Source organism: Streptococcus infantis (assembly GCF_047465525.1).
GTDB classification, from domain to species: domain Bacteria; phylum Bacillota; class Bacilli; order Lactobacillales; family Streptococcaceae; genus Streptococcus; species Streptococcus infantis_R.
Genome location: NZ_JASGZS010000003.1, coordinates 81,273 through 107,008, shown reverse-complemented (window position 1 = coordinate 107,008; position 25,736 = coordinate 81,273). Strand labels below are relative to the sequence as shown.

The window sequence follows — 25,736 nt, the reverse complement described above, 5'->3', positions numbered from 1 at the left end:
AAATTTCTACCTTTCTCTATCTCTTAAATTGCTTGATTTCTTCAGAGAAAGGCTGTAAAATTTTTGATATAATGTTAAGGATGGACTGATGGATATTTAAAGGATAATTTTCAAAAGAATGACAGGTGAGAATTAAAAATATGTAAGATTGGACAGAAGTCTCTCTGCCATCGTCTTTGCAGAAACAAGATTATATGAAATAAAAGGAGTAACCAATGACCGGAAACTATTCAACACGTGAATACCGTGAAAAATTATATGATGATCTTCATGTTCGATTAAGAGATACAGCAATTTTAATGTGTGCGATTTTTATTGCCTCTATAGGTCTAAATATGAATTCAACAGCTGTCATTATTGGAGCCATGCTGATTTCCCCTCTTATGACACCGATTGTTGGACTGGGATTCGGTTTAGCTATTTTTGATACGCGTTTAATCAAGCAATCTCTAGAGGTTTTATTTACTCAAGTATTAGTCAGTTTGCTTGTCTCGACTCTGTATTTCTGGATTTCTCCCTTATCTTATACAAGTAGCGAGTTGATTGCACGAACATCTCCAACCATTTGGGATGTTCTCATTGCTATTGCTGGTGGGATTGCAGGTGTAATTGGTTCAAGGAAAAAAGAAGCAAATAATATCGTGCCTGGAGTAGCCATTGCAACAGCTCTGATGCCACCTATCTGTACTGCAGGTTATGGTTTAGCTAATGGAAATGTACGATTTTTATTCGGAGCTCTCTATCTTTTCTTGATCAACTGTGTCTTTATCATGCTAATCAACATTGTTGGAACAAGAATTTTGATGAGAAAATCTCCTTTAAGTTCATTTAAAGAGCTAAACATTAAAATGAGAATTGGGTTGATATCCTTAATTGTATTATTGGTTCTTCCAGCCAGCTATTCAGCAGTCACTCTGACGATAGATCAAGCACGAAAAGAAGGGATTAAACAGTTTGTAGGAAAAGAGTTCGCTAATCATACGGTCATTAATCAAGTCTACAAGTCAAGTAGCAATGAATTAGTCTTGACGGTTGTTGGAGAGCCGATTTCAGAAGAAGAATTAGAAACGATCCGCCAAAAACAAGCCTCTTACGGTATTCAATCTGTTCAATTGAAAGTCAATCAAGTCCATAATTCGACAAAATTAGATAGTGAGATGACCAAGGAATTTTATGAAACCATTAATAAGTATATCGATCAAAAACTCTCTGAAAAAGATTCACAAAAAGATCTCGTAAAAGAAAATGAAGCAGACAAGGATTGAGGATATTGACCTTTTCTAACTCGAGGAAGCAAATCTTAGGAGGATATCCTATATCCCAAAGTTAGTGGATAGAAAGGATCGTTGATGAGGATACCATTTGTGGTGGTTTTACAAATCACTACTAGCTTAGGCTAAATAAAAAAGCAACAGCTGAAACAGTTGTTGCTTTTTTAGCTAGCTGGAAATATTATCCCAGATTTTATCGTTTATTTTTCAACTCGTGATTTGTTGGCAATATCTGCAAGAATCAATTCTACAAATGCATCTACCGGCATGGTTTCTGTTTCTTTTTGACCATAACGGCGAACGTTTACAGCCTTCTCTTCCATTTCCTTGTCACCAACGATCAATTGGTAAGGAATCTTTTGAGTTTGAGAAGCACGGATCTTGAACTGCATTTTTTCATTACGTTCATCCACATCGGCACGGACACCACGGTCACGAAGTTTCTTAGCTACTTCCCAAGCGTAGTCCACGTGTTTTTCGTTAGAAACTGGGATAAGAGTTACTTGGTGAGGTGCAAGCCATGTAGGGAAGGCACCCTTGTAGTTTTCAATCAAGATAGCTGTGAAGCGTTCCATAGTTGAGATAACACCACGGTGGATCATAACTGGACGGTGTTCTTCACCATCAGCTCCGATGTATTTAAGGTCGAAGCGCTCTGGAAGCAAGAAGTCAAGCTGGATAGTAGAAAGGGTTTCTTCTTTTCCAAGGGCAGTCTTAACTTGGATATCCAATTTTGGTCCGTAGAAGGCTGCTTCCCCTTCAGCTTCAAAGTAGTCAAGTCCCATGTCATCCATAGCTGATTTCAACATGCGTTGAGCATTTTCCCACATCTCATCATTATCAAAGTACTTGTGAGTATCTTGAGGGTCACGATATGATAAACGGAAACGATAGTCAGTCAAGTTGAAATCTTCGTAAACGTCGATAATCAATTGAAGTGTACGTTGGAATTCATCTTTAATTTGTTCAGGTGTTACGAAAGTGTGACCGTCATTAAGTGACATTTCTCTTACACGTTGAAGCCCTGTGAGAGCACCAGATTTTTCATAACGGTGCATCATACCGATTTCAGCAATACGGATTGGCAATTCACGGTAAGAGTGAACATGGTGTTTAAAGACCTCGATATGGTGAGGACAGTTCATTGGACGAAGAACGAATTCTTCACCATCACCCATATCCATGGTTGGGAACATATCTTCACGGTAGTGATCCCAGTGACCAGAAGTCTTGTAAAGTTCTACTGAGGCAATTGGTGGAGTGTAGACGTGTTGGTAACCAGCAGCGATTTCCTTATCGACGATGTAGCGTTCCAATTCACGACGAATAGTCGCTCCATTTGGCAACCAGAATGGAAGACCTTGACCAACTTCTTGAGAAATCATAAAGAGATCCAATTCTTTACCAAGTTTACGGTGGTCACGTTCTTTAGCTTCTTCACGCATTTGAAGGTAGTTCTTCAAGTCTTTCTTGTCAAACCAAGCTGTACCGTAGATACGTTGCATCATAGCGTTGTCGCTATTTCCACGCCAGTAAGCACCAGCTACGTTAAGAAGGTGGAAGATTTGGATGCGATCTGTTGATGGGACGTGTGGGCCACGGCAAAGGTCTACATATTCACCTTGACGGTAGATAGTCAAACCACCTTCATCTTCAGAGTGTTCTTCAATCAATTCCAACTTGTATGGATCGTTTTTGAAAATTTCACGCGCTTCATCTTTAGTCACTTCCTCACGAATAGATGGGAAGTTTTCTTTCACGATTTTCTTCATTTCTTCTTCGATACGAGGAAGGTCTTCGTTAGAGATTTGACCTGCTTGGTTGTCTGTATCGTAGTAGAAACCATCTTCGATAGCTGGACCAACACCCAAGTGAATATCTGGGAAAAGGCGACGAGCAGCTTGGGCAAATAAGTGTGCTGCAGAGTGACGCAAGATTGGAAGGGCATCTTCGTGATCAGGTGTCACGATTTCAATGCTTCCATCTTCGGTGATAGCACGAGTTGTGTCAATGAGTTTGCCGTTGAATTTACCAGCAAGGGCTTTTTTAGCCAAAGAATTGCTGATGGATTGAGCAATTTCAAAAGTTGTAACGCCAGATTCGAATTCACGAACAGCGCCATCTGGGAAAGTAATTTTAATCATGGTTTTCTCCTTATATTATTAGTTATCAATTATTTTTATAGCAGAAGTGTTTCCCTATTTTTACAGACTTAAATCAAGAAAAACAAAAAGCGACATCCTCGAAAGGACGTCGCAACGTGGTTCCACCTTCATTTATGTACAACAAAAACTGTTGACACCTCTGATTGGCTCTAACGTGGCCACCGTTTTATGTTTGCATAAAAGTTAGTAGAGTAGTATCAGTTTAGACTCCCTATGCGTTCTCAGCAACCACGCACTCTCTAAAAGAAAGATTCTAAGTGACTTGTCTCTATGCATTATTATAGCATGATTGTGAGATTTTTCAAGGTTTTTGTGAAAGTTTTTTCCTTTTCAGTTTTTGCACTAGATTCTTAATAGCGGCACCGATAGCCATACCTGCGAGGGCAAAGATTTCATAGGCTAGGAAGTAGAGAAGGATAAATTCTCCGAAGGTAATGATGGTAAAGCAAAAGAGCAAGCCAACTCCAATTAACCACCAAACTGAGAACTTGAAATGATAAGAGTAGAATAGTGATGCTATGAAAGTCACCAGTGGAGAGAAGATAATAACGTTGCCGATGGTGAGTTCCTTCAAGATATAGTTTTCAGTAATAGTCCGTAATAACAGCTCATAAAGTGGCCAATAAAAGAAAAATACGACCAGATAGTAGGGGAGATATTGCGGGAATTTACGCATGGTAATCACCTCTCTTTTCAAGATGTCTACTTAGATATCCTTCCTATAACTATTATAGCACTTTTGCGGTAAGAATAGTAAATCAGTTGACAAAGAAGTTAGTTATTGGTAGAATAGAGATTGTCGTAAAGACAAATAACTTCTTCTTGGTTACAGGCATGCCAACCTGTCACTCGGATGAAGCCAAATAAAAAGGAGAAACATCATGGCAATCTCAAAAGAGAAAAAAAATGAAATCATCGCACAATATGCACGTCACGAAGGTGATACAGGTTCAGTAGAGGTTCAAGTTGCTGTCCTTACTTGGGAAATCAACCACCTTAACGAACACATCAAACAACACAAAAAAGACCACGCTACTTACCGTGGATTGATGAAGAAAATCGGTCGCCGTCGTAACTTGCTTGCATACTTGCGTAAAAACGACGTTAACCGTTACCGTGAGTTGATCAACTCTCTTGGACTTCGTCGTTAATCTGCTTTATTTTCCACTTACATTGCGTTGTCACCTTACCTCGATATACTCAAGTATAATCTTCGGTTACGGTTCCTAGCACTGTAAGGTAAAATAAACCAGATCTTCTCCCTTCGGGGAGATTTTTTTGTTTCACTAAAATTTTTGTACAATCTTCGGCTTGCCGCCTAGTCTATAAACGTTTTATCCAGCAAGAATCATGATGCTAAGGGCGTTAAAAATCCGTATGAAAATAGGGAAAGGACACAGTGTTCGATGAACACAAGGAGTTTCATCTTTTTCCCTAGGATTTTAGCCCGAGCTCAAATGAGTTCTCTGACTTCAGAGAGCTTTTTTTATTTTTCTCACCTTACATCGATATACTCAAGTATGATCTTCGGTTACGTTTCCTAGCACTATAAGGTAAAACAAACCAGATATGTCTCCCTTGGGGGAGATTTTTGGTTCACTAGGATTTTAGCCTGAGCTCAATCAGCTCCCTAGTTTTAACAGTCTTTTTATCTGTATCTTTCTAGCCTTGTTCCAGATTTGGAAATGTGGTATACTATTTATGAAAATTGTCTAAATTTTTAATTTTATTAAGGGAGGGTTTCATGATTTCCAAATCTTCTGGAAGCCATCAAAACCTGCGATATGTTTTTCTCCTAGCTCTGTTGGTCGGAGCTTTGGGAGTTTCTCTATTTTTGGCTGTTTCTATGGGTTCAGTTCAAATTAGCTTGAGTGATACCTATCGGATTATTTTGAGTAAGATGGGAGCCCCTCTGGATATAGGAGACCTTTCGAAGTCTACACTTGCGATTGTTTGGAATATGAGATTACCACGGGTTTTTCTTGGTTTGATAGTTGGTGCTGGCCTTTCCATGTGTGGTAGCGTTATGCAGTCAACAGTCAATAATCCAATCGCAGAACCCTATGTGTTAGGAATTTCAGCTGGGGCAACCTTTGGTGCGACTTTGAGCATCATCCTCGGATTTAAGGTCATGATTGGTCTCGGCTCTTTCCTTGGAGCGCTTGTGGCAACAGTTGCAGTCCTTCTGATTGCTTCCATGCAAGGCAGGATGACAACTTCAAGCCTGATTTTATCAGGGACAGTTGTGAATGCACTATTTTTGGCTTTTTCAAACTTTATTATTTCAATTGGCGCTAATGCTGATAGTGTCATGACCATCAAGTTTTGGACCATGGGTTCTTTAGCGGGGACTTCCTGGGCTCACTTAACCTTGCCAACTATAATCGTGGGAATTGCTTTTTTATTTTTCTCTACCCAATATCGTGTTTTTAATGCCATGATGATGGGTGATGAGGCGGCTTTGACCTTAGGGATTCCCCTACGTTTTTACTGGTATCTCTACGTGACGATTGTGGCTATAATGACAGCAATCTTGGTATCGACTTGTGGGATTATTGGTTTTGTTGGTCTCATCACACCTCATTTGGCACGAAGCTTGGTGGGGACAAATTACAGAAGACTTTTTCCGATAGCTACTTTGCTCGGCGCGCTTTTTGTTGTTTGGGCAGATGTTCTTGCTCGTGTCTTGATTCAAAATGCTGAGCTGCCGATTGGGATTTTCACGGCCCTAGTAGGTGCCCCTTTCTTTATCTACATGGTTGGAAGTAGACGAGGGGAGGTGAAGGTTTGATATGGACTTAATGTGCCAGGATATTCACTTTGGAATCGGAGATAAAAAAATTCTCAAAGGAGTGTCGCTCAAACTGGAGGGCAAGCAATTTCATACTATTTTGGGACCCAATGGAAGTGGGAAGACTAGCTTGCTGAAACTCCTCTATCGACAAGAAAAGCCTGATCAGGGTTTGATTTCCCTTGATGGGAAACCGATAGAACAAATGAGCGTTAAGGAAACGGCAAAACAGATGGCAGTCATCACCCAGTTCAATCAACTCCAATTTGATTGTACGGTTGAAGAAATCGTTATGCTGGGCAGAACACCCCATATCTCTTTCTTACAAAAGGAAAAAGAAAAAGACTTTGCCTTGGTTGAGGATGCTCTAGCCAAGGTAGATATGCTCGAAAAGAGAAATCGCCTTTACTCTTCTCTATCAGGAGGAGAGAGACAGCGAGTTTTGTTAGCACGCGCCTTAGCTCAAGAACCTTCACTCTTGCTCTTAGACGAACCGACCAATCATCTAGATATCAAATACCAACTGGACTTGTTAACCATTGTCAAAAATCTCCAGATTAATGTGTTAGCCGTCTTACATGATATTCAGCTAGCTTGTCGCTATTCAGACTATCTCTATCTGATGAAAGAAGGGGAGATAGTTTACCAAGGTACACCAAAAGAGACCATCACTCCTGAGTCTTTGCAGGCTGTCTATGGTGTCCAAAGTAAGGTTACTTGGACGGAAGACCAGCAAGCCATGATTCACTATTTATAAAAAATGAAAAGGAAAACAAAACATGAAAAAATCACTTAGTATTTTGCTCCTAACAGTAGCTACCTTAACTTTAGCAGCTTGTGGAAATAGTGCAACAGAAAAAGCTACCACACAATCAAGCACAGAGACAAGTCAAAAGGCTAGTACAGAAACCAGCTATCCTGTAACCATCAAAACTTATGATGCTAAAGGAAATGAAGTCGAACAAGTCTTTGAAAAGGCACCTGAAAAGGTCATCACCAACAATCTTTCAACAACTGAAATCCTACTTGAACTTGGTTTGAAGGATAAAATTGCCGGCATGCTCAATCCTGATAATGCCGTAACTGGTAAATACAAGGATGCCATTGAAGCCATCCCTCATATTGGTGATAAGAAATCAGTCTCACAAGAAACGGTTCTTTCTTATGAACCAGATGCCTTGATGGGACGAAACATGATGTTCTCTGAAAAGTCAATGGGAACTATCAGTGCTTGGAATGAAAATAAAATCCCTGTTTATACGCAAAAAGCCTCACTTTCAAATATCCAACAGGATTTGGGAAATATCGTAGAAGATGTGAAGAATCTTGGTACCATTTTCAATGTCCAAGACAAGGCAAACCAATACGCAGAGCAATTGCAAGCTAAAATCGATGCGGTTAAAAAAGCCAATCCAGAAACACAGGGTGAAAAGAAAAAAGCTTTGATTATGGTTGCTTATAACGACGAAACCTTTGGTGCCTACAAGTCAGCCCTTCAAGAAAGTTTGCTCAACCAACTTGGTTACACAAATGTCGCAACAGGAACATCTGGTTTGACTTTAGAAAATCTAGTATCAATGGATCCAGAGTTGATTATCTATGTAACCAGCGACCGCAATCAAAAATTGGATGAAAAAGCAGTGGATTTGATGAAGGCAAATGCTGTTTTGGAAAATGTCCCAGCAATCAAGAATCAAAAAATCATGACCATCTCTTATGATGAGTTGATGGACTACGGTCCAGCAGTGATTGATTCACTTGAAAAAATCAATGACTTTATCAAGAAATAAGGAGTTTAACTGGGAAGGGATTCGTGTTAGAGTCAGTCTTCCTTCAAACTATGACTCTAAACAAGCCTACCCAGTTGTGCTCTTAAACGATGGGGAACTGGATTATTTATCATACCTGTCTCAATCTGTGATTTTAGTGGGTTTGGTTCCAGAAAACCGTCTGGATGACTTTACACCTTGGAAAGCTAGTTCTTTGAAAGAAGGGGCTTCAGATTTTGGTGGGAAGGTAGACCAATACCATCAAAAGATCTTTCAAGGGATTCTAACAACTTTGAAAAAGGATTACTTGATTGATGAAAGTAGGATTGCTTATGGTGGCTATTCACTGGGCGGTCTTGCTGCTGTTTATAGTCTCTATAGTAGCCATCTTCCTGCGACCTGTGTCTTTTCTATCTGTGGTTCCTTCTGGTATCCAAACTTTATAGACTTTTGCAGGGAACATGACTTGATACAGAGCCAAAGCCTGATTTATCTGCAAAATGGTCAGACAGAAGGTGCCAATCATTCCAATCGTCTGTCTAAGGCTCCTGTTTTTGCAAGGGAACTTCATGATCTGATTTCAGAAGCAGTTCCCTCAACATATTCCACCTTTGATGCATATGGGCATCATGAAGCTCTCGACCAACGCTATCAACAGTTTTGTGATTGGCTGAGAGAAGAGTGGAAGCTTACGTAAAAATCTAATACTCTTTGTTTAGGATGGACAGAGAGTATTTTTCTTGCCTTTAATCGGGTATGTTTTTACATTTCGGAGTGATTATCCAAACCGAAAGTTTAACTGAAATGCATCAAAATGTGGTATAATGAGTAGATAGATAGAATCGAGGATATTATGTCATTTACGAAATTTAAATTTAAAAAATATATAGAAGAAGCTTTGGAGGAGTTGAAGTTTACGACTCCTACCGAGGTGCAGGATAAGTTGATTCCTATTGTCTTGGCTGGTCGAGACTTGGTTGGTGAATCAAAAACAGGTTCAGGGAAAACCCATACTTTCCTGCTTCCAATTTTCCAACAGTTGGATGAAGAAAGCGATAGCGTGCAGGCAGTTATCACAGCTCCAAGTCGTGAATTAGCGACTCAGATTTACCAAGCGGCTCGCCAGATTGCAGCACATTCAGAAGTTGAAATTCGTGTTGTTAACTATGTTGGTGGTACGGACAAGGCTCGTCAGATTGATAAATTAGCAAGCAACCAGCCCCATATCGTCATTGGAACACCAGGTCGTATCTATGATTTGGTAAAATCAGGCGATTTGGCTATTCACAAGGCTAAGACCTTTGTAGTCGATGAAGCTGATATGACTCTAGATATGGGATTCTTGGAGACGGTTGATAAGATTGCAGGAAGTCTTCCGAAAGACTTGCAGTTCATGGTCTTTTCAGCGACTATCCCACAAAAATTGCAACCATTCTTGAAAAAATACTTGTCTAATCCAGTTATGGAGAAAATCAAGACCAAGACTGTTATCTCTGATACCATTGATAACTGGTTGATTTCGACTAAAGGTCGTGACAAGAATGCCCAGATTTATGAATTGACTCAAGTCATGCAACCATACTTGGCCATGATTTTTGTTAATACTAAGACTCGTGCAGATGAATTGCATACCTATTTAACAGCCCAAGGCTTGAAGGTTGCTAAGATTCATGGAGATATTGCACCTCGTGAACGTAAACGTATCATGAATCAGGTGAAGAACCTTGATTTTGAGTATATTGTTGCGACTGACTTGGCTGCGCGTGGGATTGATATTGAAGGTGTCAGCCATGTTATCAATGATGCTATTCCACAAGACTTGTCCTTCTTTATTCACCGTGTTGGACGAACTGGACGTAATGGTTTGCCAGGTACAGCTATTACCCTTTACCAGCCTAGTGATGACTCTGATATTCGTGAGTTAGAGAAATTAGGGATCAAGTTTGTGCCTAAGATGGTTAAAGACGGAGAATTCCAAGATACCTATGACCGCGATCGTCGTGCCAATCGTGAGAAGAAACAAGAAAAATTGGACATCGAAATGATTGGCTTGGTTAAAAAGAAAAAGAAAAAAGTCAAACCAGGTTATAAGAAAAAAATCCAGTGGGCTGTCGATGAAAAACGTCGTAAAGCCAAGCGAGCAGAAGGTCGTGCTCGTGGACGTGCAGAGCGAAAAGCTAAGCGCCAGACGTTTTAAAAATGAGGACAGTAGAACCAAGTTGGTTTTACTGTTTTTTATAGTTCTACATAGGGATTGACGGAATTCATAAGTAGATGATATTAGGAAAATGATAATTTAATCTGAACATTCTTTTAGTTTTCTGAAGTTTATAATATACTTAAATTAAAAGTAGATTGTAGGAGAACTTAAATGAAAGATTTTAAAGATTTTATTGCTGGGAGTGGTGAAATAAATGTTTTTGCTTATTTGATATATATGTTATATAGTTGTATCAGTTTTGTTCCTCTCTCTCATATGAACTGCACCCCAAAAGTTAGACAGAAAAATCTAACTTTTGGGGTGTTTTGTTATGAAATTAACTTATGGGGATAAAGTTCAGATTTATGAACTAAGAAAGCAAGGACAAAGCTTCAAACAGCTTTCGAAAAGATTTGGTGTGGATGTTTCTGGTCTAAAGTACATGATGAAATTAATTGACCGTTATGGCATAGATATCGTCAAGAAAGGGATGAATCGTTAGTATTCTCCAGAACTAAAAAAACAAACGAATTAAAGTCAAACTAAAAGGACTTAGCCCTGTGCAATGCAGAACTAAATCCTTTCAATAATTATTTGTCCAACTTTTTGGGGTCAGTACAGCTTTCCTTTTTGGTCTCAAATATGTGCTTTCTATGACTAGGCAATTTTCTTAATCGAAAAATTACGAAATAGAAAGAGAGATTTCAAATCCATGCATCCATTCGGATTTTACTACGATGTCGATTTTTAAAGCATCTGCTAATTGTTTGACAAGATAGAGCCCCATGCCTGTTGATTTTTTCCTTGTCTCTCCTGAATCACCTGTAAATCCTTTTTCAAAGATATGAGGGAGGTCGCAAGCTTTAACTCCACACCCATTATCCCTAATAATCAGGGTTTTGCGCCCCTTGTCACTTGACATAGAAATCTTGAGTTCTGGTTTGTCAGAGCTATATTTAAGGGCGTTGGCTAGTATTTGAGACAGGATAAATCCAAAACTGCGTTGATCGGTGTAGCAGATTCCTTGTATGTTCTCTAACTTAATCGTAAAATTCTTTTCTTTGAGCAAGGGGTCAAAGTTCTCTAAAAGATCTTGGATACACTCTTCTAGATCAAGGTCTTCAAATAGAAAATCATTTTTCTCACTTTTCACCCTGTAGTAGAATAGGATCTGTGATACATTTCCTTGGATTTGATTTTTCACATAGTCCAATTTAAAAGCAGTATCCTCAGGTAGTTGGTCACTTTGATTGTCTAAAAGGAGGGAAAGAAGCGATAAAGGAAGTTTAATCTCATGCGCCCATTTTTCAACATAGTCCTCGTACTCGGCTAGTAATGAGTTGAGTTTTCCTATTTGAGCCTGCTTTTGATAAAGTGTATCTGCTATTTTTTCAATGCTTTCTTTCTCTGAGGCACTTGATAAATTCAATAATTCAAGCTCAGTATCGATTTTAGGATTGGCTATGAAGGATTTATAAGCAGCAGATTTTTTTCTTTCTTTTCTTATAAGTAAGAATGATAGGATGAAAAAAAGCAGGACGGTGGCTAAAATATAGAGAAGGACGAGAGCTTGAAACATTCTCACATCTGAAAGCCAAAGCAGGATAGCTGTAAATAGATCAAATGCTAAGAGAACAAGTAACCAAGGCAGATAACTAGCTAGATATTTTAGATTATGTTTCATCTGGACTTACCTCTTCTAGCTTGTAACCAATACCTCTGATGGACTTGACTTTAAGCGCAATGCCAGCCTGTTTCATCATCTTTTTCAGCCTTGCAATGTTTACTTGTAGGGCATTTTCATCGATGAACTCAGTTGTATTCCACAGTTTCATGCTTAGTTCTTCTTTTGTGACGACTGAATCAGTTGCCACTAATAAGCTTTCTAACAATTTCCCTTGATTTTTAGGGAGTAAAATCGAATGTCCGTTGATATAAAGAGTATAGGTATTTCTATCCAGCAGGAAATTATCTTTTTCAAGCAAATTTTGTCTACCTTCATAGCGTTTCAAGATGTTTTCTATACGAGCCAAGAATCTTTCTTTCTTGAAAGGTTTTGTTAAGTACTCGTCAGCCCCTAATTTTAGGGCGTAAATCTCATCTTTTAGTTGTTCACGGGAGGTGAGAATCAATATGGGCACAGAGCGTTTGGACTTGAGATTCTTACAAATGTGGAAACCTGTTTCTCCTGGCAAATTCAAATCTAGTATGATTAAATCCGTATCGTATTGCAATACTTGCTGACTTGTATCTTTGAAGTCAGTCAACTTATCAACTTGATAACCCGCTTTCTCTAACAAAATGACAATTTCATCTCGAATCAAGGCTTCATCTTCAATAACCAGAATATGCTTCATATCGGCTCCTCCTTTTCCTATTTTATTCTACCTTATTCATCTCTTTTGGGTTCCATTAATGACAACAAGTACTTGTTGCTATTTTTCTTTACAATTCTTATATAGATGACTTCAAATCCAGCTAACAGCAGTATTATCAGCATGGCTATGATAAATTTCTGCCCCATGGCCATTCTTGCACTGGCTGGTACTATTCCTGTGAGGAGGGAGCTCACTCCGAAGCTACTACTGAGAAGTGCAAGGGCTATTGGCAGACCGAAATACCAGTTGACTTGCTTTTCTGACGATTTACAAAGAGTTTCGTAATTAGCTCCAAGATGGATTAAGGTTTGGTATCGTCTGTAGGATTGTCTTTGTCCCATCAAAAACTGAACGCCGATAATTGTATTTGCGACAACAAGGAAGATGATAGCCAGATAGATGGTGATATAGCTGGCAGAGATAATGTAAAATAATTGTCTTCCCATATTTTGTATATAACTTTCATAGCCAAGAGGGCTTTGATTCAGCTTTTTATTGGTATCTGAGATAGCTTTCATCAGGCCTTTTTCCTTGACCAGCTCAGGAGCCAAGATACCACTAACATAATTTGAATACCGACCATCTGTATAGCTCATAAAGGTCTCATCTGGGACTATGAGGGCTACAGAAATGTTTATTTCACGATCCGTAACAATCGGTAAAGACTGAACCTCTCCAATCATTTTTACATCATTTCCCATGACTTTGATTTGAGGATTTGTTTTCAGAACAGAGTTAACTAGATTCTCATCCTGGAGAAAATCTTTTCCCATATACAAGTAGGCTTCCTTGTTTGTTAATTCTAGAGGAGGGAGACTGGCAGCCTTTCTAAGCTCATTGTATTCGGAAACTGGTATGAGGTGGGAAGTAGTAGACTGTTTAAATCTTTGGAGCAAAATTTCCTTGTTCTTGCTGCCTTTTTGCTTTTTCAACTCATTGATGATCTCTTCGAAGGACACGGACTCGTGTTCTTTCGGTTTGCCCACTTTGATTTGTAGAATCTTTGAAAACTGTGATGCCAGTCCAGCAGCTTCAAGCTCTTTTTTAACTGTATTCATATCAAGATTTTCATCTGTTTCCTGCTTGCTATCTCTAAATGTATAATCCAAAACGTGGGTTTGATTGCCTGAATTGCCACTTGCAATGGCAACACCTGCTCCAAAGAGGCACAAGGCAGAGAAGATTAAGAGGGAGCAGATAGCCAGTATAGTTGAGCGTTGGATAACTAATTCCTGAATCTGTCTAAAATTATAGGTGTGGAGTTTTCGATTGCTTCCAAGCTTGACTAAAAAGTCTATAAACAAACGCATACCAAAGAAGAGTAGTATAGTTCCTAGAGTCCCCAAGAGAACAGTGATGCCCATTGTTATGACATTTTCCCAAGCTCGTCCACTCATCCCCAAGTAATAGGCTGTTCCTAGAAGCAAAATTCCGAGGACAGAAGCAAGAAGGTACACACCCTTGGGGAGTAGTTTCTTCATGCCAGAAGGAGAATAGGATAGTAGATCTCCGATTTCCTTATTGGCTGTTTTTGCACTTAAAAGAATAAAGACAGCTAATTTTACGGCTAGGAAACCGATGATTGTATAGAATAGAGCTGTAGTAGATAGAGAAAATTGATGTTCAATAATCCCTAACCCAACAATTTTAGCGGTTATTAGGCTAATCAGTTCTGAAATCAAGATTGAAATTGGAAGACCTATTCCAAGAGCAAGGATACTGTTTCTCAAATCCTCGAGTAGGAGCAGCAAGAACAGTTTGCTTCTTCGCATCCCTAGCGTTAGATAGACACCAAATTCATGTTTTCTCCTTTCCATCTGCATACTGCTTGCGAAGTAGACTAGAAAAAAGAGAATAAAGAGGGTTGCTACATAAAGAATGGGAATCATGCTAAAGAGTTTATTTACAGCGTCACTCTCTATTTGTTTGAGAAAGATCATCACATCTTGATGGGACAAAGAAAGGATGATGTAAAAGGAGATAATAGAAAGAACCATGGAACTGAAATACAAGCCATTATTCTTTCGATCCCTCTTGCTATTTCTTGAGACTAATTTAGAAAACATTGCCATCACCTCCAGCCAGTGCAGACATGACCTTTAGTATTCTGTGGTAAAAATCTTCTTGACTTTCTCTTGGATAATCGCGTCGAATTTCATGGAATAGTTTTCCGTCTTGGATAAACAAGATGCGGTTGCAAAAGCTGGCAGCGACTGAATCGTGGGTCACCATGAGAATGGTGGTTTCTTCCACTTGATTCATTTCGGATAATTTTTGCATCAAAATGGTCGCATTTTTTGAATCCAAAGCTCCTGTGGGCTCATCTGCAAATACAATCTTAGGGTCTAAAATCAAGGCACGCGCAGCAGCTACCCTTTGCCGTTGACCACCTGATAATTGAGATGGGAACTTATCCAGAAGTTCAGAAATATCTAGATATTGGGAAAGCAATTCTAACCGAACCTTGCTTTCGTTGGCATCGACCTTGTGCAAAGACAAGGGGAGTAAAATATTTTCTTTGGCTGTCAGATTGTCCAAAAGCTCAAAATTTTGAAAGAGGTAACCAATTTCCTTGCCACGATAATCAGCTAACTGACTACCTTTTAACTGACCTAAATCTTTTTCTTGCATTTGAATGGAGCCGTCAGTTGGTTTGATGATAGTAGCGAGACAGTTAAGAAGGGTTGTTTTCCCAGAACCACTGCTCCCCATAATCCCTAAGAACTCACCTTTGACAACTTGAAAAGATATACCGTTCAAGGCTTTGGTGATATTCGGCTCTTTTCCATAATGCTTTTTTAATGATTCTACTCGTAAAATTGTTTCCATGTGAAACACCTCCATCTTTTGTTACTTTCATTATAATATGAATCAGAGTAGAATAACACTTACGGATGATGTAAGAAATCTTTATCATTAGGTTATTGGAGCTATACTTACTATATTATAGCATGGTTTCAAGGATTAAAAAAGAGGAGTTGAGAGTCGAGAAATTTTCCTAATATTGAAATTAAAAAAATAATACCACTGTAGTCCATGCTCCAGCAGTATTATTTATTATTTTATAGGAAACTCTATTCCCACTCAACAGTTGCAGGTGGTTTACTTGTGATATCGTAGACGATACGGTTAACGTGGTCAACTTCGTTCACGATGCGCACAGAGATTTTTTGGAGGACTTCCCAAGGGATCTTAGCGAAGTCAGCTGTCATTCCATCGATAGAAGTGATGGCACGGATAGCAATTGTATAGTCATAAGTACGACCGTCCCCCATAACACCTACTGAACGAACGCCAGTGTTAACAGTGAAATATTGCCAGATATCGCGGTCAAGACCTGCTTTGGCAATTTCTTCACGAAGGATAGCGTCTGATTCGCGAACTGTTTCAAGTTTCTCTTCAGTGATTTCCCCCATAACACGGATAGCAAGTCCTGGACCTGGGAATGGTTGGCGCCATACGATGTGGTCTGGCATGCCAAGTTCAGTACCAAGGGCACGAACTTCATCCTTGTAAAGAGTATTGAGTGGCTCGATCAGTTCAAACTGCATATCTTCAGGAAGTCCACCCACGTTGTGATGAGACTTGATAGTTTGAGCAGTATCCGTACCAGACTCAATCACGTCAGTATAAAGAGTTCCTTGAGCAAGGAATTTCACATCTGTTAGTTTGCTTGCTTCGTCATCAAAGACATAAACAAACTCGTTACCGATAATCTTCCGTTTTTGTTCAGGATCAGATACACCAGCCAATTTATCAAGGAAACGTTTAGCAGCATCTGCTTTGACAATGTTCAAACCAAACTTACCACCAAGCATATCCATAACTTGGTCAGCTTCACCTTTACGGAGAAGACCGTGGTCTACAAAGATACAGATCAATTGATCCCCGATGGCTTTTTGGAGAAGAACCCCAACAACAGAAGAGTCAACACCACCAGAAAGTCCGAGGAGAACACGTTTGTCTCCAACTTTCTCACGGATTTGTTTGATTTGCATCTCGATGAAGTTATCCATAGTCCAGTCGCCTTTGGCACCACAGATGTTCAAGGCAAAGTTACGGAGGATATCATAACCGTGTACTGAGTGGCGAACTTCAGGGTGGAATTGGATACCATAGATTTTCTTGTCTGGATTTTCAATAGATGCGTAAGGACAGTCAGCAGAAGTTCCAGTACGGACAAAATCAGCAGGAATTTCTGTAACAGCATCCCCATGGCTCATCAAGACAAGTTGCTCATCTGGAGTACCCGCAAAAAGAGCTGATTCTGTGTGAGTCAATGTTGATTGACCGTATTCACGGTTACCAGCATCGCCTGCAGGAACAACCTTACCACCAAGCTTGTGAGTCAATAGCTGCATACCATAGCAGATTCCCAAAATCGGAATTCCAAGTTCAAAAATCTCTGGATCAATATCAAACGATCCTTCTTCGTAAACAGAGTTTGGACCACCTGAAAGTACAATCCCGATAGGATTGATAGCACGGACTTCGTCAGCCGAAATCTTGTGACTTTTTAGTTCTGAAAAGACACCAATCTCACGGATACGACGTGAGATGAGTTGGTTGTACTGGCTACCATAGTCCAGTACGATGATCTTTTCGACATCTTGCAAATCAGTTGAAATGTTGCTCATCTTTTCCCTTTCTTAAAAGAAATATCTTCTTGAATATTCTATCATAAAAGGGTTAGAATTACCAACCAAACAAGTGCGGTTTGACTTTTCCCTATGAGATAGGGTACAATGGAAAAAATAAAGAAAAGAAGTGAGCAAGCATGTTACCAGCTTATATGAAAATCCACGACCAAATCAAGAAAGACATTGATGAGGGAAGTTGGAAAATTGGGGAAAGACTTCCAAGTGAGCGAGATTTAGCTGAGGAATTTGAAGTTAGCCGTATGACTCTGCGTCAAGCCATCTCCCTTTTGGTCGAGGAGGGGGTTTTGGAGCGTCGTGTGGGTAGTGGGACCTTTGTTTCTAGTACTCGTGTTCAGGAAAAAATGCGTGGGACAACTAGTTTTACGGAAATTGTAAAAGCTCAGGGTAAAACACCATCGAGTCATCTGATTTCCTATCGTCGAACGATCCCTAATGAGCAAGAAGTTGAAAAATTAGGGATTAAGGCCACTGAAAATATTATCCGGATGGAACGTGTTCGCTATGCTGACAAAGTCCCTGTTGTCTATGAAGTGGCGTCGATTCCTGAGAAATTTATCAAAAATTTTAAGAAAGAAGAAGTAACCAAGCACTTCTTTCAAACCTTGCAGAAACATGGTTATCGGATTGGTAAGTCTCACCAGACTATATATGCTCGCTTAGCCAAGGAAAAAATTGCTCATTATCTGGAAGTGGAAAAGGGGCATGCTATTTTAGGACTGACTCAGGTTTCTTACTTTGATGATGGTACGGCTTTCGAGTATGTAAAGAGCCAATACGTCGGAGAACGTTTTGAGTTTTATCTAGAAAATAATTAGTTTTTAAGAAATCTCTTGAAGTTGGAAATCCTATCCACTTTAAGAGTTTTTATTTGGTTAAGATTAGAAAACAGTTTCCGATTAAGAAAAATAGTAATCATACGAGTATTTTTTTAAGATTCGTGTTATAATAGTTAGGTTATATGGTCCCGATAAGGTGGTAGTGAACGTCGTTTATCGATTCTCTACCAGTACTTTGTAACTCTATAACGAATATTTTTTAAGGGGGGACATTTTTATGTCAGAACGTAAATTATTCACGTCTGAATCTGTATCTGAGGGGCATCCAGATAAGATTGCAGACCAAATTTCAGATGCTATCTTGGATGCTATTTTAGAGCAAGATCCAGAAGCCCACGTTGCTGCTGAAACAGCTGTTTATACTGGTTCAGTTCATGTTTTTGGTGAAATTTCAACCAATGCCTATGTAGATATTAACCGTGTGGTACGTGATACGATTGCAGAGATTGGCTATACCAACACTGAGTATGGATTCTCAGCTGAAACAGTAGGAGTTCATCCATCATTGGTAGAGCAATCTCCTGATATCGCCCAAGGGGTTAATGAAGCCTTGGAAGTTCGTGGAAATGCGGATCAAGATCCACTTGATTTGATTGGAGCTGGAGACCAAGGTCTCATGTTTGGTTTTGCGGTTAATGAAACTGAAGAACTCATGCCATTGCCAATCTCACTCAGCCACAAGTTGGTTCGTCGTTTGGCAGAGCTTCGTAAGTCTGGTGAAATTAGCTATCTTCGTCCAGATGCTAAATCTCAAGTTACGGTCGAGTATGATGAAAATGACCAGCCAGTGCGCGTGGATACTGTCGTTATTTCAACTCAACACGATCCAGAAGTGAGCAACGACCAAATCCATAAGGATGTGATCAACAAGGTTATCAAGGAAGTGATTCCAGCATCTTATCTCGATGATGAGACAAAATTCTTCATCAACCCAACAGGTCGTTTCGTTATCGGAGGACCTCAAGGAGACTCAGGTTTGACTGGTCGTAAGATCATCGTGGATACTTATGGTGGTTACTCACGTCACGGTGGTGGTGCCTTCTCTGGTAAAGATGCAACTAAGGTTGACCGTTCAGCTTCTTATGCAGCTCGCTACATTGCCAAAAACATCGTTGCTGCAGGTCTTGCTAAGAAAGCAGAAGTTCAATTGGCTTATGCCATTGGTGTAGCTCAACCTGTATCTGTTCGTATCGATACCTTCGGTACTGGAACAGTAGCTGAAAGCAAGCTTGAAAAAGCAGCACGTCAAATCTTTGACCTTCGTCCAGCAGGAATCATCCAAATGCTAGACCTTAAACGCCCAATTTACCGTCAAACAGCGGCTTATGGACACATGGGACGTACAGATATTGACCTTCCATGGGAACGCTTGGATAAGGTAGAAGCCTTGAAAGAAGCAGTTAAATAAAGTAAAAAGGAGTTGATTTCAACTCCTTTTTTAGTTATTTATTGATAGTCTTTAAAAAAGCCCAGTTCCCAATGGACTTAGCCCCATACTCTAACTCCATAAAATCTAGCAATACATAATCATTCTTTTTATAGAATGGAACATTTTTTTCTGTACTGGTAATGAGCCCTAAGCGCTTGCAGCCCTTGGATTTGACATAAGGCTCAACTGCGTCTCTAAGAAAAGCACTGCCCACACCTTGTCCTTTAACGGATGAATTGACTGCAAGGAGCATCAAATACCAGTCAAAGCTATTCGATTTTTTCAAATGTTCTTCGGAACGGTCTACTAGATCAAGATACTTCAAAAAATTTCGTGGGCTAATGTAGCGAAATAGTTTTATGACACCATTTAGCAAGTAAGATAGGATGGAAAAATCATTTTGTTGTAATAAGGCGACAGCTAGGATTTCTCCGTCTTGTTCAGCTACTAAGCAGGTCTCTTCTTTGATATAGAGGCGAGTCAGGAGACTTTCCAAGAGTTCTAAAAAAGCAGGATAGTTTTCAGGTTTCTTGAGATCATCTATGATTAGAGTTAAGAATGGATAGTCAAAGAAGCTATCGGCTATTACTTTTCCAATTTTTTGGTATTCGTCTAGCCTGGCTTTTCTGTATACTATGTTCTCCATTTATGAGCTCCTTTTTTATTGTTAGTAAATTATAATAACCGAGTTTTTACAAAAATATTGCCAAACTTAGTAAGTTGAAAGATTGTTAGAAAACTCTCTCTGTAACACTGAATCTGATTCTAGAATATCGGATCAGACAGACAAAGAACACTCTAAAAAGTTAGAATTTTTAGAGTGTAGTCCAATTATTGCTAAGTTTTATTTTGTTGGGATTGAGATTTCAATCAATTTTTCAGAGTAGAGGGTCTTGATATTAGCTTCATCGATATTTTGCTTGTCGATCTTACGATTCAAGAAAAATTCTTGGATTTTTTCAATTTCTTGTTCGCGGATAGCACGATGTTTATTGGAAATGAGGATTTCATAATGAAGCGGTGCCTGAGTAAAGATAACATCAGTGTTGCCTGCAGAGTAGACTTCTACGAGTGTAGCGTCGGTACTCTCCAGTTGGCTTTTAACAAGGTTTGAGTGAGAATTAGTAGTGTTGATGAGCTTCATAGGCTTTCCTCCTGTGTTTCTATTTCTATTATAGCACTTTTTGGAAAAATTGGAAAAGTTAATTTAAACTTGATGCTGTTTTTTCCAAGCTTCAATTGCCCATTTATGACTGCCACGTTTTAAGTTAGCAATGGCTTCATCGATTGGGAACCAAGCTAGGTGATTGAAGTCCTCCAAAGGTTTTTGGATTTCTTGATAAGAAGTAGCTTCGTAGAGATAGGCTGGATTGTAGTAGTAAGTATCACGATGGCTGGAATAGAAATACTCATCTGCTTGTCCATAATAAGTGCCAATCTCAGCTGTAAAACCTAATTCTTCAATCAGTTCTCGTTTGAGAGCTTCAAAATGATCTTCGCCTGCTTCAATCTCGCCACCAGGCAAGAACCATGCACCATTTGGAGCTTGAACGAGGATAATCTTTTCATGTGCTGAGTCAGGGATGACTGCATAAACACCATATCTAGTTTTGTAGGTTACACCCTCTTTTTTTTCTCCAAAGGTTGGATTTGTCATAAATTTCTCCTTTATGTGTGCGCTTTCTTTCTATCATATTAAAGAATGCTCTTACTGTCAAGTAAGAACATTCTTTTAGTATGTGGAATTAGTCATTTGAGTCAACTGTTTCCAATTTATTTTTTGATTTAATCATGATTTTACCATTGCTAGTCATGACAGCCTTGAGGTTTTTCTCGCTTGGATTTTCAAGGTAGTAGTCTGTAATCGCATCTTCGATATAATCCTGAATCGTACGACGTAGTGGGCGAGCTGTTAAGAATAAATTTATGACGAGAAATCTACTTTATCTTGATAAATATTTTTTTGGGATAAACTTTTCAGCCCTACTATTTTAACTGGTATAATAGAAGGGAGGTGATTTTATGGCAGAATCAAGATTATTTCGTATCTTATATCTACTTTTAGAAAAAGGCAGTACAACGGCTCCCGAATTATCCCGATTATTTGAAGTATCTGTACGAACGATTTATCGTGATATTGAGCGGTTGAGTATGGCGGGGATTCCCCTTTATTCAGTTCCTGGAAAGGCAGGTGGGATCTTTTTAATGAAGGGCTTTGTCCTGGATCGCACTCTTGTATCAGAGGATGAAAAAATAGAGCTTATGTCTGCTTTGCAAGGGATTCGAGTTCTGACGGATGACAGGCAAGACATATTACTTGAAAAATTAGAATCTATTTTTCAAGTTTCTACCAGCCCTTGGATAGAAGTAGACTTGACTGACTGGAGAAAGCGAGAAGGTCAAAAAGAATTATTTGATAACATTAAACATGCTATTCTAGAAAAGAGGAGACTGGTGATCACTTATCTAGGTGGGAGTGGTCAGAAAACGATTCGTACAGTTGAACCTTTTAAACTCGTATTTAAAAAGAGAGATTGGTACCTTCACGCCTACTGTTATTTGAAAGAAGATTGGCGTTTTTTCAAGTTATCTAGAATTAGGAATTGTCGCCTAACAAATGAAATAGTGAAGCAGAAAAACGTGATGGATTCCGTTGATAGTTCAGATCAAGTGGCAAATCAAATCGAAGTTTCCTTGAAGTTTAGTCCCAAGCTTGCTTTCCGGGTTTATGAAGATTTTTCAGAAGATGAGATTAACTTGGGGGAGGATGGATCTTACTATGTCAAAACGATTTTTCCAGAGCATAAAAGTCTGTATATTTATCTTCTGTCTTATTTAGATGAAGTGGAAATACTCGAACCTGATTATCTGAAGAAGGAATTGCTTTCTAGATTAGAAAAAATCCAAAAACTTTACAAACCATGACAAAAGATGTCATGGTTTTAGTGCTATACTAGAGATAGAAAGGAGAAAAATCAAATGAAATACGAATGGAGAAAAGAAGCGAAAGCTCTTTATCAAGTTAAGGCTAGGCCCACTATTTTACAGATACCAGGTCAATCCTATATCGTGATTGATGGTAAGGGCGATCCAAATCAAGAAGATTTTTCAGAACGCGTAGGAGCTTTATATGCCTTAGCTTATGCGATAAAGATGAAGTATAAAAAGGCTCCTCGGGATCAAGTCTACACTGATTTTACAGTCTTTCCTTTAGAAGGTTTATGGAAAAAGGAGAAGGAAGGAGAATTGGTAAAAAGTGAGCTTTTTTATAGCATTATGATTGGGCAACCTGATTTTATTACGCGAGAACTGTTTGAGGAAGCTCTGAACGAGGCTAAAATCAAGAAGCCAAATCCTCTCTATGAGGCTATTCGTTTTGAAAAAATAGAAGAAGGCCAAAGGCTTGCTATGCTTCATGTAGGATCTTTTGATTCAGAAAATGAAACTTTTGCAGAGATGGAGTGTTTTTGTCAACTCCATAAACTCAAAAGAACTACGGAGGTTCACCGAGAAATTTATCTAAATAATCTTCATCGAACAGATTCAAGCAAATTGAAAACAATTCTTCGCTATCAAGTTCAAGAGGAAAATTAAAAAAGAACAGGAAATCTTGTTTCCTGTTCTTTTTATGAGATTTATTCTTCTTTTTCAGAAGCAATCTTTTCAGTTTTTTTGGCAGATTTGATTTGAATCGTACCCTTGCTAGTCATGACGGCTTTGAGGTTTTTCTCGCTTGGATTTTCAAGGTAATAGTCCGTAATGGCATCTTCGATGTAGTCTTGAATGGTACGACGTAATGGACGAGCTCCCATTTTTGGATCGTAACCAAGGTCTACAAGTTTTTCTTTGACCTTTTCTGTGACATCAAGATGGATATTATTGCTTGAGAGTCGTTTATTCACATCATCTAGCATGAGGTCAACGATTTGAAGGAGATTTTCCTTGCTGAGAGCCTTGAATTCGATAATCCCATCAAAACGGTTCATGAATTCTGGGCTAAAGAAATTGCCTAATTCCCCAAGAACAGAGTTGGTACGGCCTTCTCTAGCAGCGCCAAATCCAACGCTTGCTTCTGCCTTACCTGTACCTGCATTTGAGGTCATGATAATGATGGCATCCTTGAAGCTAACGGTACGACCTTGACCATCTGTCAAGCGACCATCATCCAAGACTTGAAGAAACATATGCATAACGTCTGGATGGGCTTTTTCTACCTCGTCTAAAAGAATGAGAGAATAAGGATTACGACGAACTTTTTCAGTCAATTGTCCAGCTTCATCATATCCTACGTATCCTGGAGGGGCACCAACGAGTTTAGCAACGCTGTGTTTTTCCATGTATTCACTCATATCAAAGCGAATCATGCTATCAGCAGAACCAAAGAGTTCGATGGCCAGCTGTTTAGAAAGTTCTGTTTTACCGACACCGGTAGGACCAACAAAGAGGAAGCTACCAATTGGACGGTTGGGAGTACCTAAACCAACACGGTTACGACGGATAGCCTTAGCGATCTTATCAACTGCATCATCTTGACCAATAACATGAGCCTTAAGGTCATCTGCTAGGTTGATAAGTTGAGACTGTTCTTTTTCCTTAAGATCACCAACTGGGATATTGGTCTTTTGTTCGATGATGTGTTCGATTGTTTTTTCACTGATGATTGGGGTATCCTGATCCGTTACCTTGGTCTTTTGCATTTCCTTATATTTGGCAATCTGGTCACGGAAGTAGGCTGCTTTTTCAAAATCTTCATCGCGGGTTGCTTGTGCCTTGAGATTTTCTGCTTCGATTAAGCGTTGGTCGATGACCTTAGGATCTACAAAATTCAAGGTTAAGTTCATTTTTGAACCAGCTTCATCTAGAAGGTCAATAGCCTTGTCTGGCAAGAAACGGTCTTGGATGTAGCGGTTAGAAAGGGTAGCGGCCGCTTCGATAGCCCCATCAGTATAGTGAACATGATGGTAATCTTCGTATTTCTTTTGAATACCCTTAAGAATAATAATGGTTTCTTCAACAGTTGGTTCATCTACCTTAACAGGCTGCATACGGCGCTCAAGGGCAGCGTCTTTTTCAATGATACGGTATTCATTGAGAGTAGTAGCACCTACTAACTGGAGTTCGCCACGAGCAAGAGCTGGTTTTAGGATATTTCCTGCATCCATATTCCCTTCTCCTGCTGAACCAGCACCGACAATTTCATGAATTTCGTCAATGAAGAGAATAACATCCTCGCGCTCACGAATTTCTTCCATGAGTTTTTGCATGCGCTCTTCAAACTGACCTCGGATACCTGTTCCTTGGACAAGACTCACGACGTCTAAGCGGATGACTTCTTTACCTTGAAGCTTATGCGGAACATCACCGTCAACAATTTTCTGAGCTAAACCTTCGACAACAGCTGTCTTACCAACACCGGGCTCACCGATGAGGACAGGGTTGTTTTTGGTTCTACGGTTGAGAATTTCAATAACTCGGATGATTTCTTCGTCACGGCCAATTACAGGGTCAATATTTCCACGACGGGCAATCTCAGTGACATTGATACCATATTCATCCAAGAGTCCTTTTTCCTGGATTGGTGGTGGTGTTTGAGCAGGACCACGATTTTGGGCACCATAGCCACCATTTCCACCGTATCCACCCCCTGACTGAGTTGGGGGGATATTGTTGTTATTAGAAGAAGGTCTAAAGTTGTTGAGATCGTTAAAGAAGTCTCCAAAGGGATCAAAATCACGGTTGTTTAAATCTGTAATGCCCTTGAATAAGCTATTGTTAGGATCTGTTTTGATAATTTTGTAGCAATTTTGACAAAGGTCGATTTGCTTTTGTTGTCCATTGAGATTGGTATAAAGATGAATCGTTGAGTCATTGATTTTACAGTTTTGACAGAGCATACCGCCACCTCATTTCTTTCTTAGTCTTGACTAAATCTAAAAGGTCAAAAATAGTCAAACAAGTATATAATTTAATTATATCATGATTATTGGGCAATTCAAGCAAAAAGATTGGATACTAGCACTATAAATAGTAGAGCGCTAATCTGGAGAAGATTTTGATAGCAAGAAAAAAATCCTATTTGTCATACAAAAAGGATTCTCGTTGGTGAAAGGCGGTGGGACAGAAATCGATAGACAAAGTCTCGATTTCGTAGTCCCAGCCCCGCGAAGATGATTAGGAGTTTTGGGAGTCTAAAAGACGAACGAAAAGTCCAATCAGCTACCGCGTCAAAGTTTGAT

The 25,736-nt window shown here is 39.4% G+C and carries 23 protein-coding genes and 4 pseudogenes; 14 read left to right on the top strand and 13 right to left on the bottom strand.

Translation table 11 applies throughout. The features are described from left to right. Positions 1-215: 215 nt before the first annotated feature. Positions 216-1,265 (top strand): DUF389 domain-containing protein, encoded by a 1,050-nt coding sequence (locus tag QM374_RS01850; RefSeq protein WP_315639392.1) that lies wholly within the window; start codon positions 216-218, stop codon positions 1,263-1,265. 206 nt (positions 1,266-1,471) lie between these two features. On the opposite strand, the gene thrS is transcribed toward QM374_RS01850, so the two are convergent. The 3 genes and pseudogenes from thrS to QM374_RS01835 form a co-directional block, all read right to left on the bottom strand. Then, positions 1,472-3,415 (bottom strand): threonine--tRNA ligase, encoded by a 1,944-nt coding sequence (gene thrS, locus QM374_RS01845; protein WP_315639391.1) that lies wholly within the window; start codon positions 3,413-3,415, stop codon positions 1,472-1,474. 73 nt (positions 3,416-3,488) lie between these two features. Then, positions 3,489-3,616, bottom strand: a pseudogene (locus tag QM374_RS01840) (AAA family ATPase); the annotation flags it as partial. Between the two features lie 121 nt (positions 3,617-3,737). Then, positions 3,738-4,112: a hypothetical protein gene (locus QM374_RS01835; protein WP_315639390.1), complete on the bottom strand. Its 375-nt coding sequence runs from the start codon at positions 4,110-4,112 to the stop codon at positions 3,738-3,740. A gap of 205 nt (positions 4,113-4,317) precedes the next feature. On the opposite strand from QM374_RS01835, the gene rpsO reads away from it, so the two are divergent. The 9 genes and pseudogenes from rpsO to QM374_RS01790 all read left to right on the top strand — a co-directional run. After that, positions 4,318-4,587, top strand: coding sequence for a 30S ribosomal protein S15 (rpsO, locus tag QM374_RS01830; protein WP_001018251.1), 270 nt, complete (start codon positions 4,318-4,320; stop codon positions 4,585-4,587). Between the two features lie 593 nt (positions 4,588-5,180). Next, entirely contained in the window at positions 5,181-6,227 is a 1,047-nt protein-coding gene (locus QM374_RS01825; RefSeq protein WP_414310685.1) for a FecCD family ABC transporter permease, read from the top strand. Between the two features lies 1 nt (position 6,228). Beyond that, positions 6,229-6,984, top strand: a complete 756-nt coding sequence (locus tag QM374_RS01820; RefSeq protein WP_414310684.1) for an ABC transporter ATP-binding protein — start codon at positions 6,229-6,231, stop codon at positions 6,982-6,984. 22 nt (positions 6,985-7,006) lie between these two features. Further along, positions 7,007-8,017 (top strand): ABC transporter substrate-binding protein, encoded by a 1,011-nt coding sequence (locus QM374_RS01815; protein WP_414310683.1) that lies wholly within the window; start codon positions 7,007-7,009, stop codon positions 8,015-8,017. Beyond that, positions 7,998-8,693: an alpha/beta hydrolase-fold protein gene (locus QM374_RS01810; RefSeq protein ID WP_414310682.1), complete on the top strand. Its 696-nt coding sequence runs from the start codon at positions 7,998-8,000 to the stop codon at positions 8,691-8,693. Before QM374_RS01815 ends, QM374_RS01810 begins: the two co-directional genes overlap by 20 nt. Positions 8,694-8,849: 156 nt before the next feature. Next, positions 8,850-10,193, top strand: a complete 1,344-nt coding sequence (locus QM374_RS01805; protein ID WP_414310681.1) for a DEAD/DEAH box helicase — start codon at positions 8,850-8,852, stop codon at positions 10,191-10,193. 174 nt (positions 10,194-10,367) lie between these two features. Further along, positions 10,368-10,550 (top strand): hypothetical protein, encoded by a 183-nt coding sequence (locus QM374_RS01800; protein ID WP_414310680.1) that lies wholly within the window; start codon positions 10,368-10,370, stop codon positions 10,548-10,550. Beyond that, positions 10,528-10,695: pseudogene (locus tag QM374_RS01795) on the top strand (helix-turn-helix domain-containing protein); the annotation flags it as partial. The gene QM374_RS01800 and the pseudogene QM374_RS01795, both read left to right, overlap by 23 nt. Positions 10,696-10,717: 22 nt before the next feature. Continuing rightward, positions 10,718-10,786 (top strand): annotated as a pseudogene (locus QM374_RS01790) (IS3 family transposase); the annotation flags it as partial. A gap of 92 nt (positions 10,787-10,878) precedes the next feature. On the opposite strand, the gene QM374_RS01785 reads toward QM374_RS01790, so the two are convergent. From QM374_RS01785 to guaA, 5 genes are all read right to left on the bottom strand, one after another. Beyond that, positions 10,879-11,880 carry a sensor histidine kinase gene (locus QM374_RS01785; RefSeq protein WP_414310679.1) on the bottom strand — a complete coding sequence of 334 codons (1,002 nt, stop codon included), beginning with the start codon at positions 11,878-11,880 and terminating at the stop codon, positions 10,879-10,881. Continuing rightward, a complete protein-coding gene (locus tag QM374_RS01780; protein WP_414310678.1) occupies positions 11,870-12,553 on the bottom strand; it encodes a response regulator transcription factor in 684 nt (227 codons plus the stop codon). The genes QM374_RS01785 and QM374_RS01780 overlap by 11 nt, the downstream gene beginning before the upstream one ends. Positions 12,554-12,585: 32 nt before the next feature. Beyond that, positions 12,586-14,640, bottom strand: a complete 2,055-nt coding sequence (locus QM374_RS01775; protein WP_414310677.1) for an FtsX-like permease family protein — start codon at positions 14,638-14,640, stop codon at positions 12,586-12,588. Further along, positions 14,630-15,403, bottom strand: coding sequence for an ABC transporter ATP-binding protein (locus tag QM374_RS01770; RefSeq protein WP_004251193.1), 774 nt, complete (start codon positions 15,401-15,403; stop codon positions 14,630-14,632). Before QM374_RS01770 ends, QM374_RS01775 begins: the two co-directional genes overlap by 11 nt. 245 nt (positions 15,404-15,648) lie before the next feature. Beyond that, the gene (gene guaA / locus QM374_RS01765; protein ID WP_004253965.1) at positions 15,649-17,211 is read right to left on the bottom strand and encodes a glutamine-hydrolyzing GMP synthase; all 1,563 of its coding nucleotides are present in this window, start codon (positions 17,209-17,211) and stop codon (positions 15,649-15,651) included. 140 nt (positions 17,212-17,351) lie between these two features. Here guaA and QM374_RS01760 point away from each other — a divergent pair, with 140 nt between their 5' ends. Both QM374_RS01760 and metK read left to right on the top strand, forming a co-directional pair. Further along, the gene (locus QM374_RS01760; protein WP_414274079.1) at positions 17,352-18,050 is read left to right on the top strand and encodes a GntR family transcriptional regulator; all 699 of its coding nucleotides are present in this window, start codon (positions 17,352-17,354) and stop codon (positions 18,048-18,050) included. Positions 18,051-18,288: 238 nt separating this feature from the next. Beyond that, the gene (gene metK / locus QM374_RS01755; RefSeq protein WP_414310676.1) at positions 18,289-19,479 is read left to right on the top strand and encodes a methionine adenosyltransferase; all 1,191 of its coding nucleotides are present in this window, start codon (positions 18,289-18,291) and stop codon (positions 19,477-19,479) included. Between the two features lie 34 nt (positions 19,480-19,513). Here metK and QM374_RS01750 read toward each other — a convergent pair whose 3' ends face one another. The 4 genes and pseudogenes from QM374_RS01750 to QM374_RS01735 form a co-directional block, all read right to left on the bottom strand. Continuing rightward, positions 19,514-20,146 carry a GNAT family N-acetyltransferase gene (locus QM374_RS01750; RefSeq protein ID WP_414310675.1) on the bottom strand — a complete coding sequence of 211 codons (633 nt, stop codon included), beginning with the start codon at positions 20,144-20,146 and terminating at the stop codon, positions 19,514-19,516. Between the two features lie 198 nt (positions 20,147-20,344). Beyond that, the gene (locus tag QM374_RS01745) at positions 20,345-20,644 is read right to left on the bottom strand and encodes a DUF1827 family protein (protein WP_049549688.1); all 300 of its coding nucleotides are present in this window, start codon (positions 20,642-20,644) and stop codon (positions 20,345-20,347) included. Positions 20,645-20,707: 63 nt separating this feature from the next. After that, positions 20,708-21,157 carry an NUDIX hydrolase gene (locus QM374_RS01740; RefSeq protein ID WP_045762885.1) on the bottom strand — a complete coding sequence of 150 codons (450 nt, stop codon included), beginning with the start codon at positions 21,155-21,157 and terminating at the stop codon, positions 20,708-20,710. A gap of 88 nt (positions 21,158-21,245) precedes the next feature. Further along, positions 21,246-21,410 (bottom strand): annotated as a pseudogene (locus QM374_RS01735) (hypothetical protein); the annotation flags it as partial. 112 nt (positions 21,411-21,522) lie between these two features. Between QM374_RS01735 and QM374_RS01730 the strand changes: the two are divergent. Both QM374_RS01730 and QM374_RS01725 read left to right on the top strand, forming a co-directional pair. Then, complete coding sequence (locus QM374_RS01730) at positions 21,523-22,425, top strand: helix-turn-helix transcriptional regulator (protein ID WP_414310674.1); 903 nt, start codon at positions 21,523-21,525, stop codon at positions 22,423-22,425. 54 nt (positions 22,426-22,479) lie between these two features. Continuing rightward, on the top strand, positions 22,480-23,094 hold the full coding sequence (locus tag QM374_RS01725; RefSeq protein ID WP_414310673.1) for a GyrI-like domain-containing protein: 615 nt from the start codon (positions 22,480-22,482) through the stop codon (positions 23,092-23,094). A gap of 41 nt (positions 23,095-23,135) precedes the next feature. Here QM374_RS01725 and QM374_RS01720 read toward each other — a convergent pair whose 3' ends face one another. Then, positions 23,136-25,394, bottom strand: a complete 2,259-nt coding sequence (locus tag QM374_RS01720) for an AAA family ATPase (RefSeq protein WP_414310672.1) — start codon at positions 25,392-25,394, stop codon at positions 23,136-23,138. Positions 25,395-25,736: the final 342 nt, after the last annotated feature.

Bases quoted from the DNA above. Each gene is read 5' to 3' on its own strand.
- guaA (WP_004253965.1), bottom strand. From the start codon at position 17,211: ATGAGCAACATTTCAACTGATTTGCAAGATGTCGAAAAGATCATCGTA.
- QM374_RS01725 (WP_414310673.1), top strand. From the start codon at position 22,480: ATGAAATACGAATGGAGAAAAGAAGCGAAAGCTCTTTATCAAGTTAAG.
- QM374_RS01815 (WP_414310683.1), top strand. From the start codon at position 7,007: ATGAAAAAATCACTTAGTATTTTGCTCCTAACAGTAGCTACCTTAACT.
- QM374_RS01780 (WP_414310678.1), bottom strand. From the start codon at position 12,553: ATGAAGCATATTCTGGTTATTGAAGATGAAGCCTTGATTCGAGATGAA.
- QM374_RS01720 (WP_414310672.1), bottom strand. From the start codon at position 25,394: ATGCTCTGTCAAAACTGTAAAATCAATGACTCAACGATTCATCTTTAT.
- QM374_RS01730 (WP_414310674.1), top strand. From the start codon at position 21,523: ATGGCAGAATCAAGATTATTTCGTATCTTATATCTACTTTTAGAAAAA.
- QM374_RS01850 (WP_315639392.1), top strand. From the start codon at position 216: ATGACCGGAAACTATTCAACACGTGAATACCGTGAAAAATTATATGAT.
- QM374_RS01800 (WP_414310680.1), top strand. From the start codon at position 10,368: ATGAAAGATTTTAAAGATTTTATTGCTGGGAGTGGTGAAATAAATGTT.
- QM374_RS01750 (WP_414310675.1), bottom strand. From the start codon at position 20,146: ATGGAGAACATAGTATACAGAAAAGCCAGGCTAGACGAATACCAAAAA.
- QM374_RS01805 (WP_414310681.1), top strand. From the start codon at position 8,850: ATGTCATTTACGAAATTTAAATTTAAAAAATATATAGAAGAAGCTTTG.
- rpsO (WP_001018251.1), top strand. From the start codon at position 4,318: ATGGCAATCTCAAAAGAGAAAAAAAATGAAATCATCGCACAATATGCA.
- QM374_RS01760 (WP_414274079.1), top strand. From the start codon at position 17,352: ATGTTACCAGCTTATATGAAAATCCACGACCAAATCAAGAAAGACATT.
- thrS (WP_315639391.1), bottom strand. From the start codon at position 3,415: ATGATTAAAATTACTTTCCCAGATGGCGCTGTTCGTGAATTCGAATCT.
- QM374_RS01775 (WP_414310677.1), bottom strand. From the start codon at position 14,640: ATGTTTTCTAAATTAGTCTCAAGAAATAGCAAGAGGGATCGAAAGAAT.
- QM374_RS01740 (WP_045762885.1), bottom strand. From the start codon at position 21,157: ATGACAAATCCAACCTTTGGAGAAAAAAAAGAGGGTGTAACCTACAAA.
- QM374_RS01785 (WP_414310679.1), bottom strand. From the start codon at position 11,880: ATGAAACATAATCTAAAATATCTAGCTAGTTATCTGCCTTGGTTACTT.
- QM374_RS01835 (WP_315639390.1), bottom strand. From the start codon at position 4,112: ATGCGTAAATTCCCGCAATATCTCCCCTACTATCTGGTCGTATTTTTC.
- QM374_RS01810 (WP_414310682.1), top strand. From the start codon at position 7,998: ATGACTTTATCAAGAAATAAGGAGTTTAACTGGGAAGGGATTCGTGTT.
- metK (WP_414310676.1), top strand. From the start codon at position 18,289: ATGTCAGAACGTAAATTATTCACGTCTGAATCTGTATCTGAGGGGCAT.
- QM374_RS01820 (WP_414310684.1), top strand. From the start codon at position 6,229: ATGGACTTAATGTGCCAGGATATTCACTTTGGAATCGGAGATAAAAAA.
- QM374_RS01770 (WP_004251193.1), bottom strand. From the start codon at position 15,403: ATGGAAACAATTTTACGAGTAGAATCATTAAAAAAGCATTATGGAAAA.
- QM374_RS01825 (WP_414310685.1), top strand. From the start codon at position 5,181: ATGATTTCCAAATCTTCTGGAAGCCATCAAAACCTGCGATATGTTTTT.
- QM374_RS01745 (WP_049549688.1), bottom strand. From the start codon at position 20,644: ATGAAGCTCATCAACACTACTAATTCTCACTCAAACCTTGTTAAAAGC.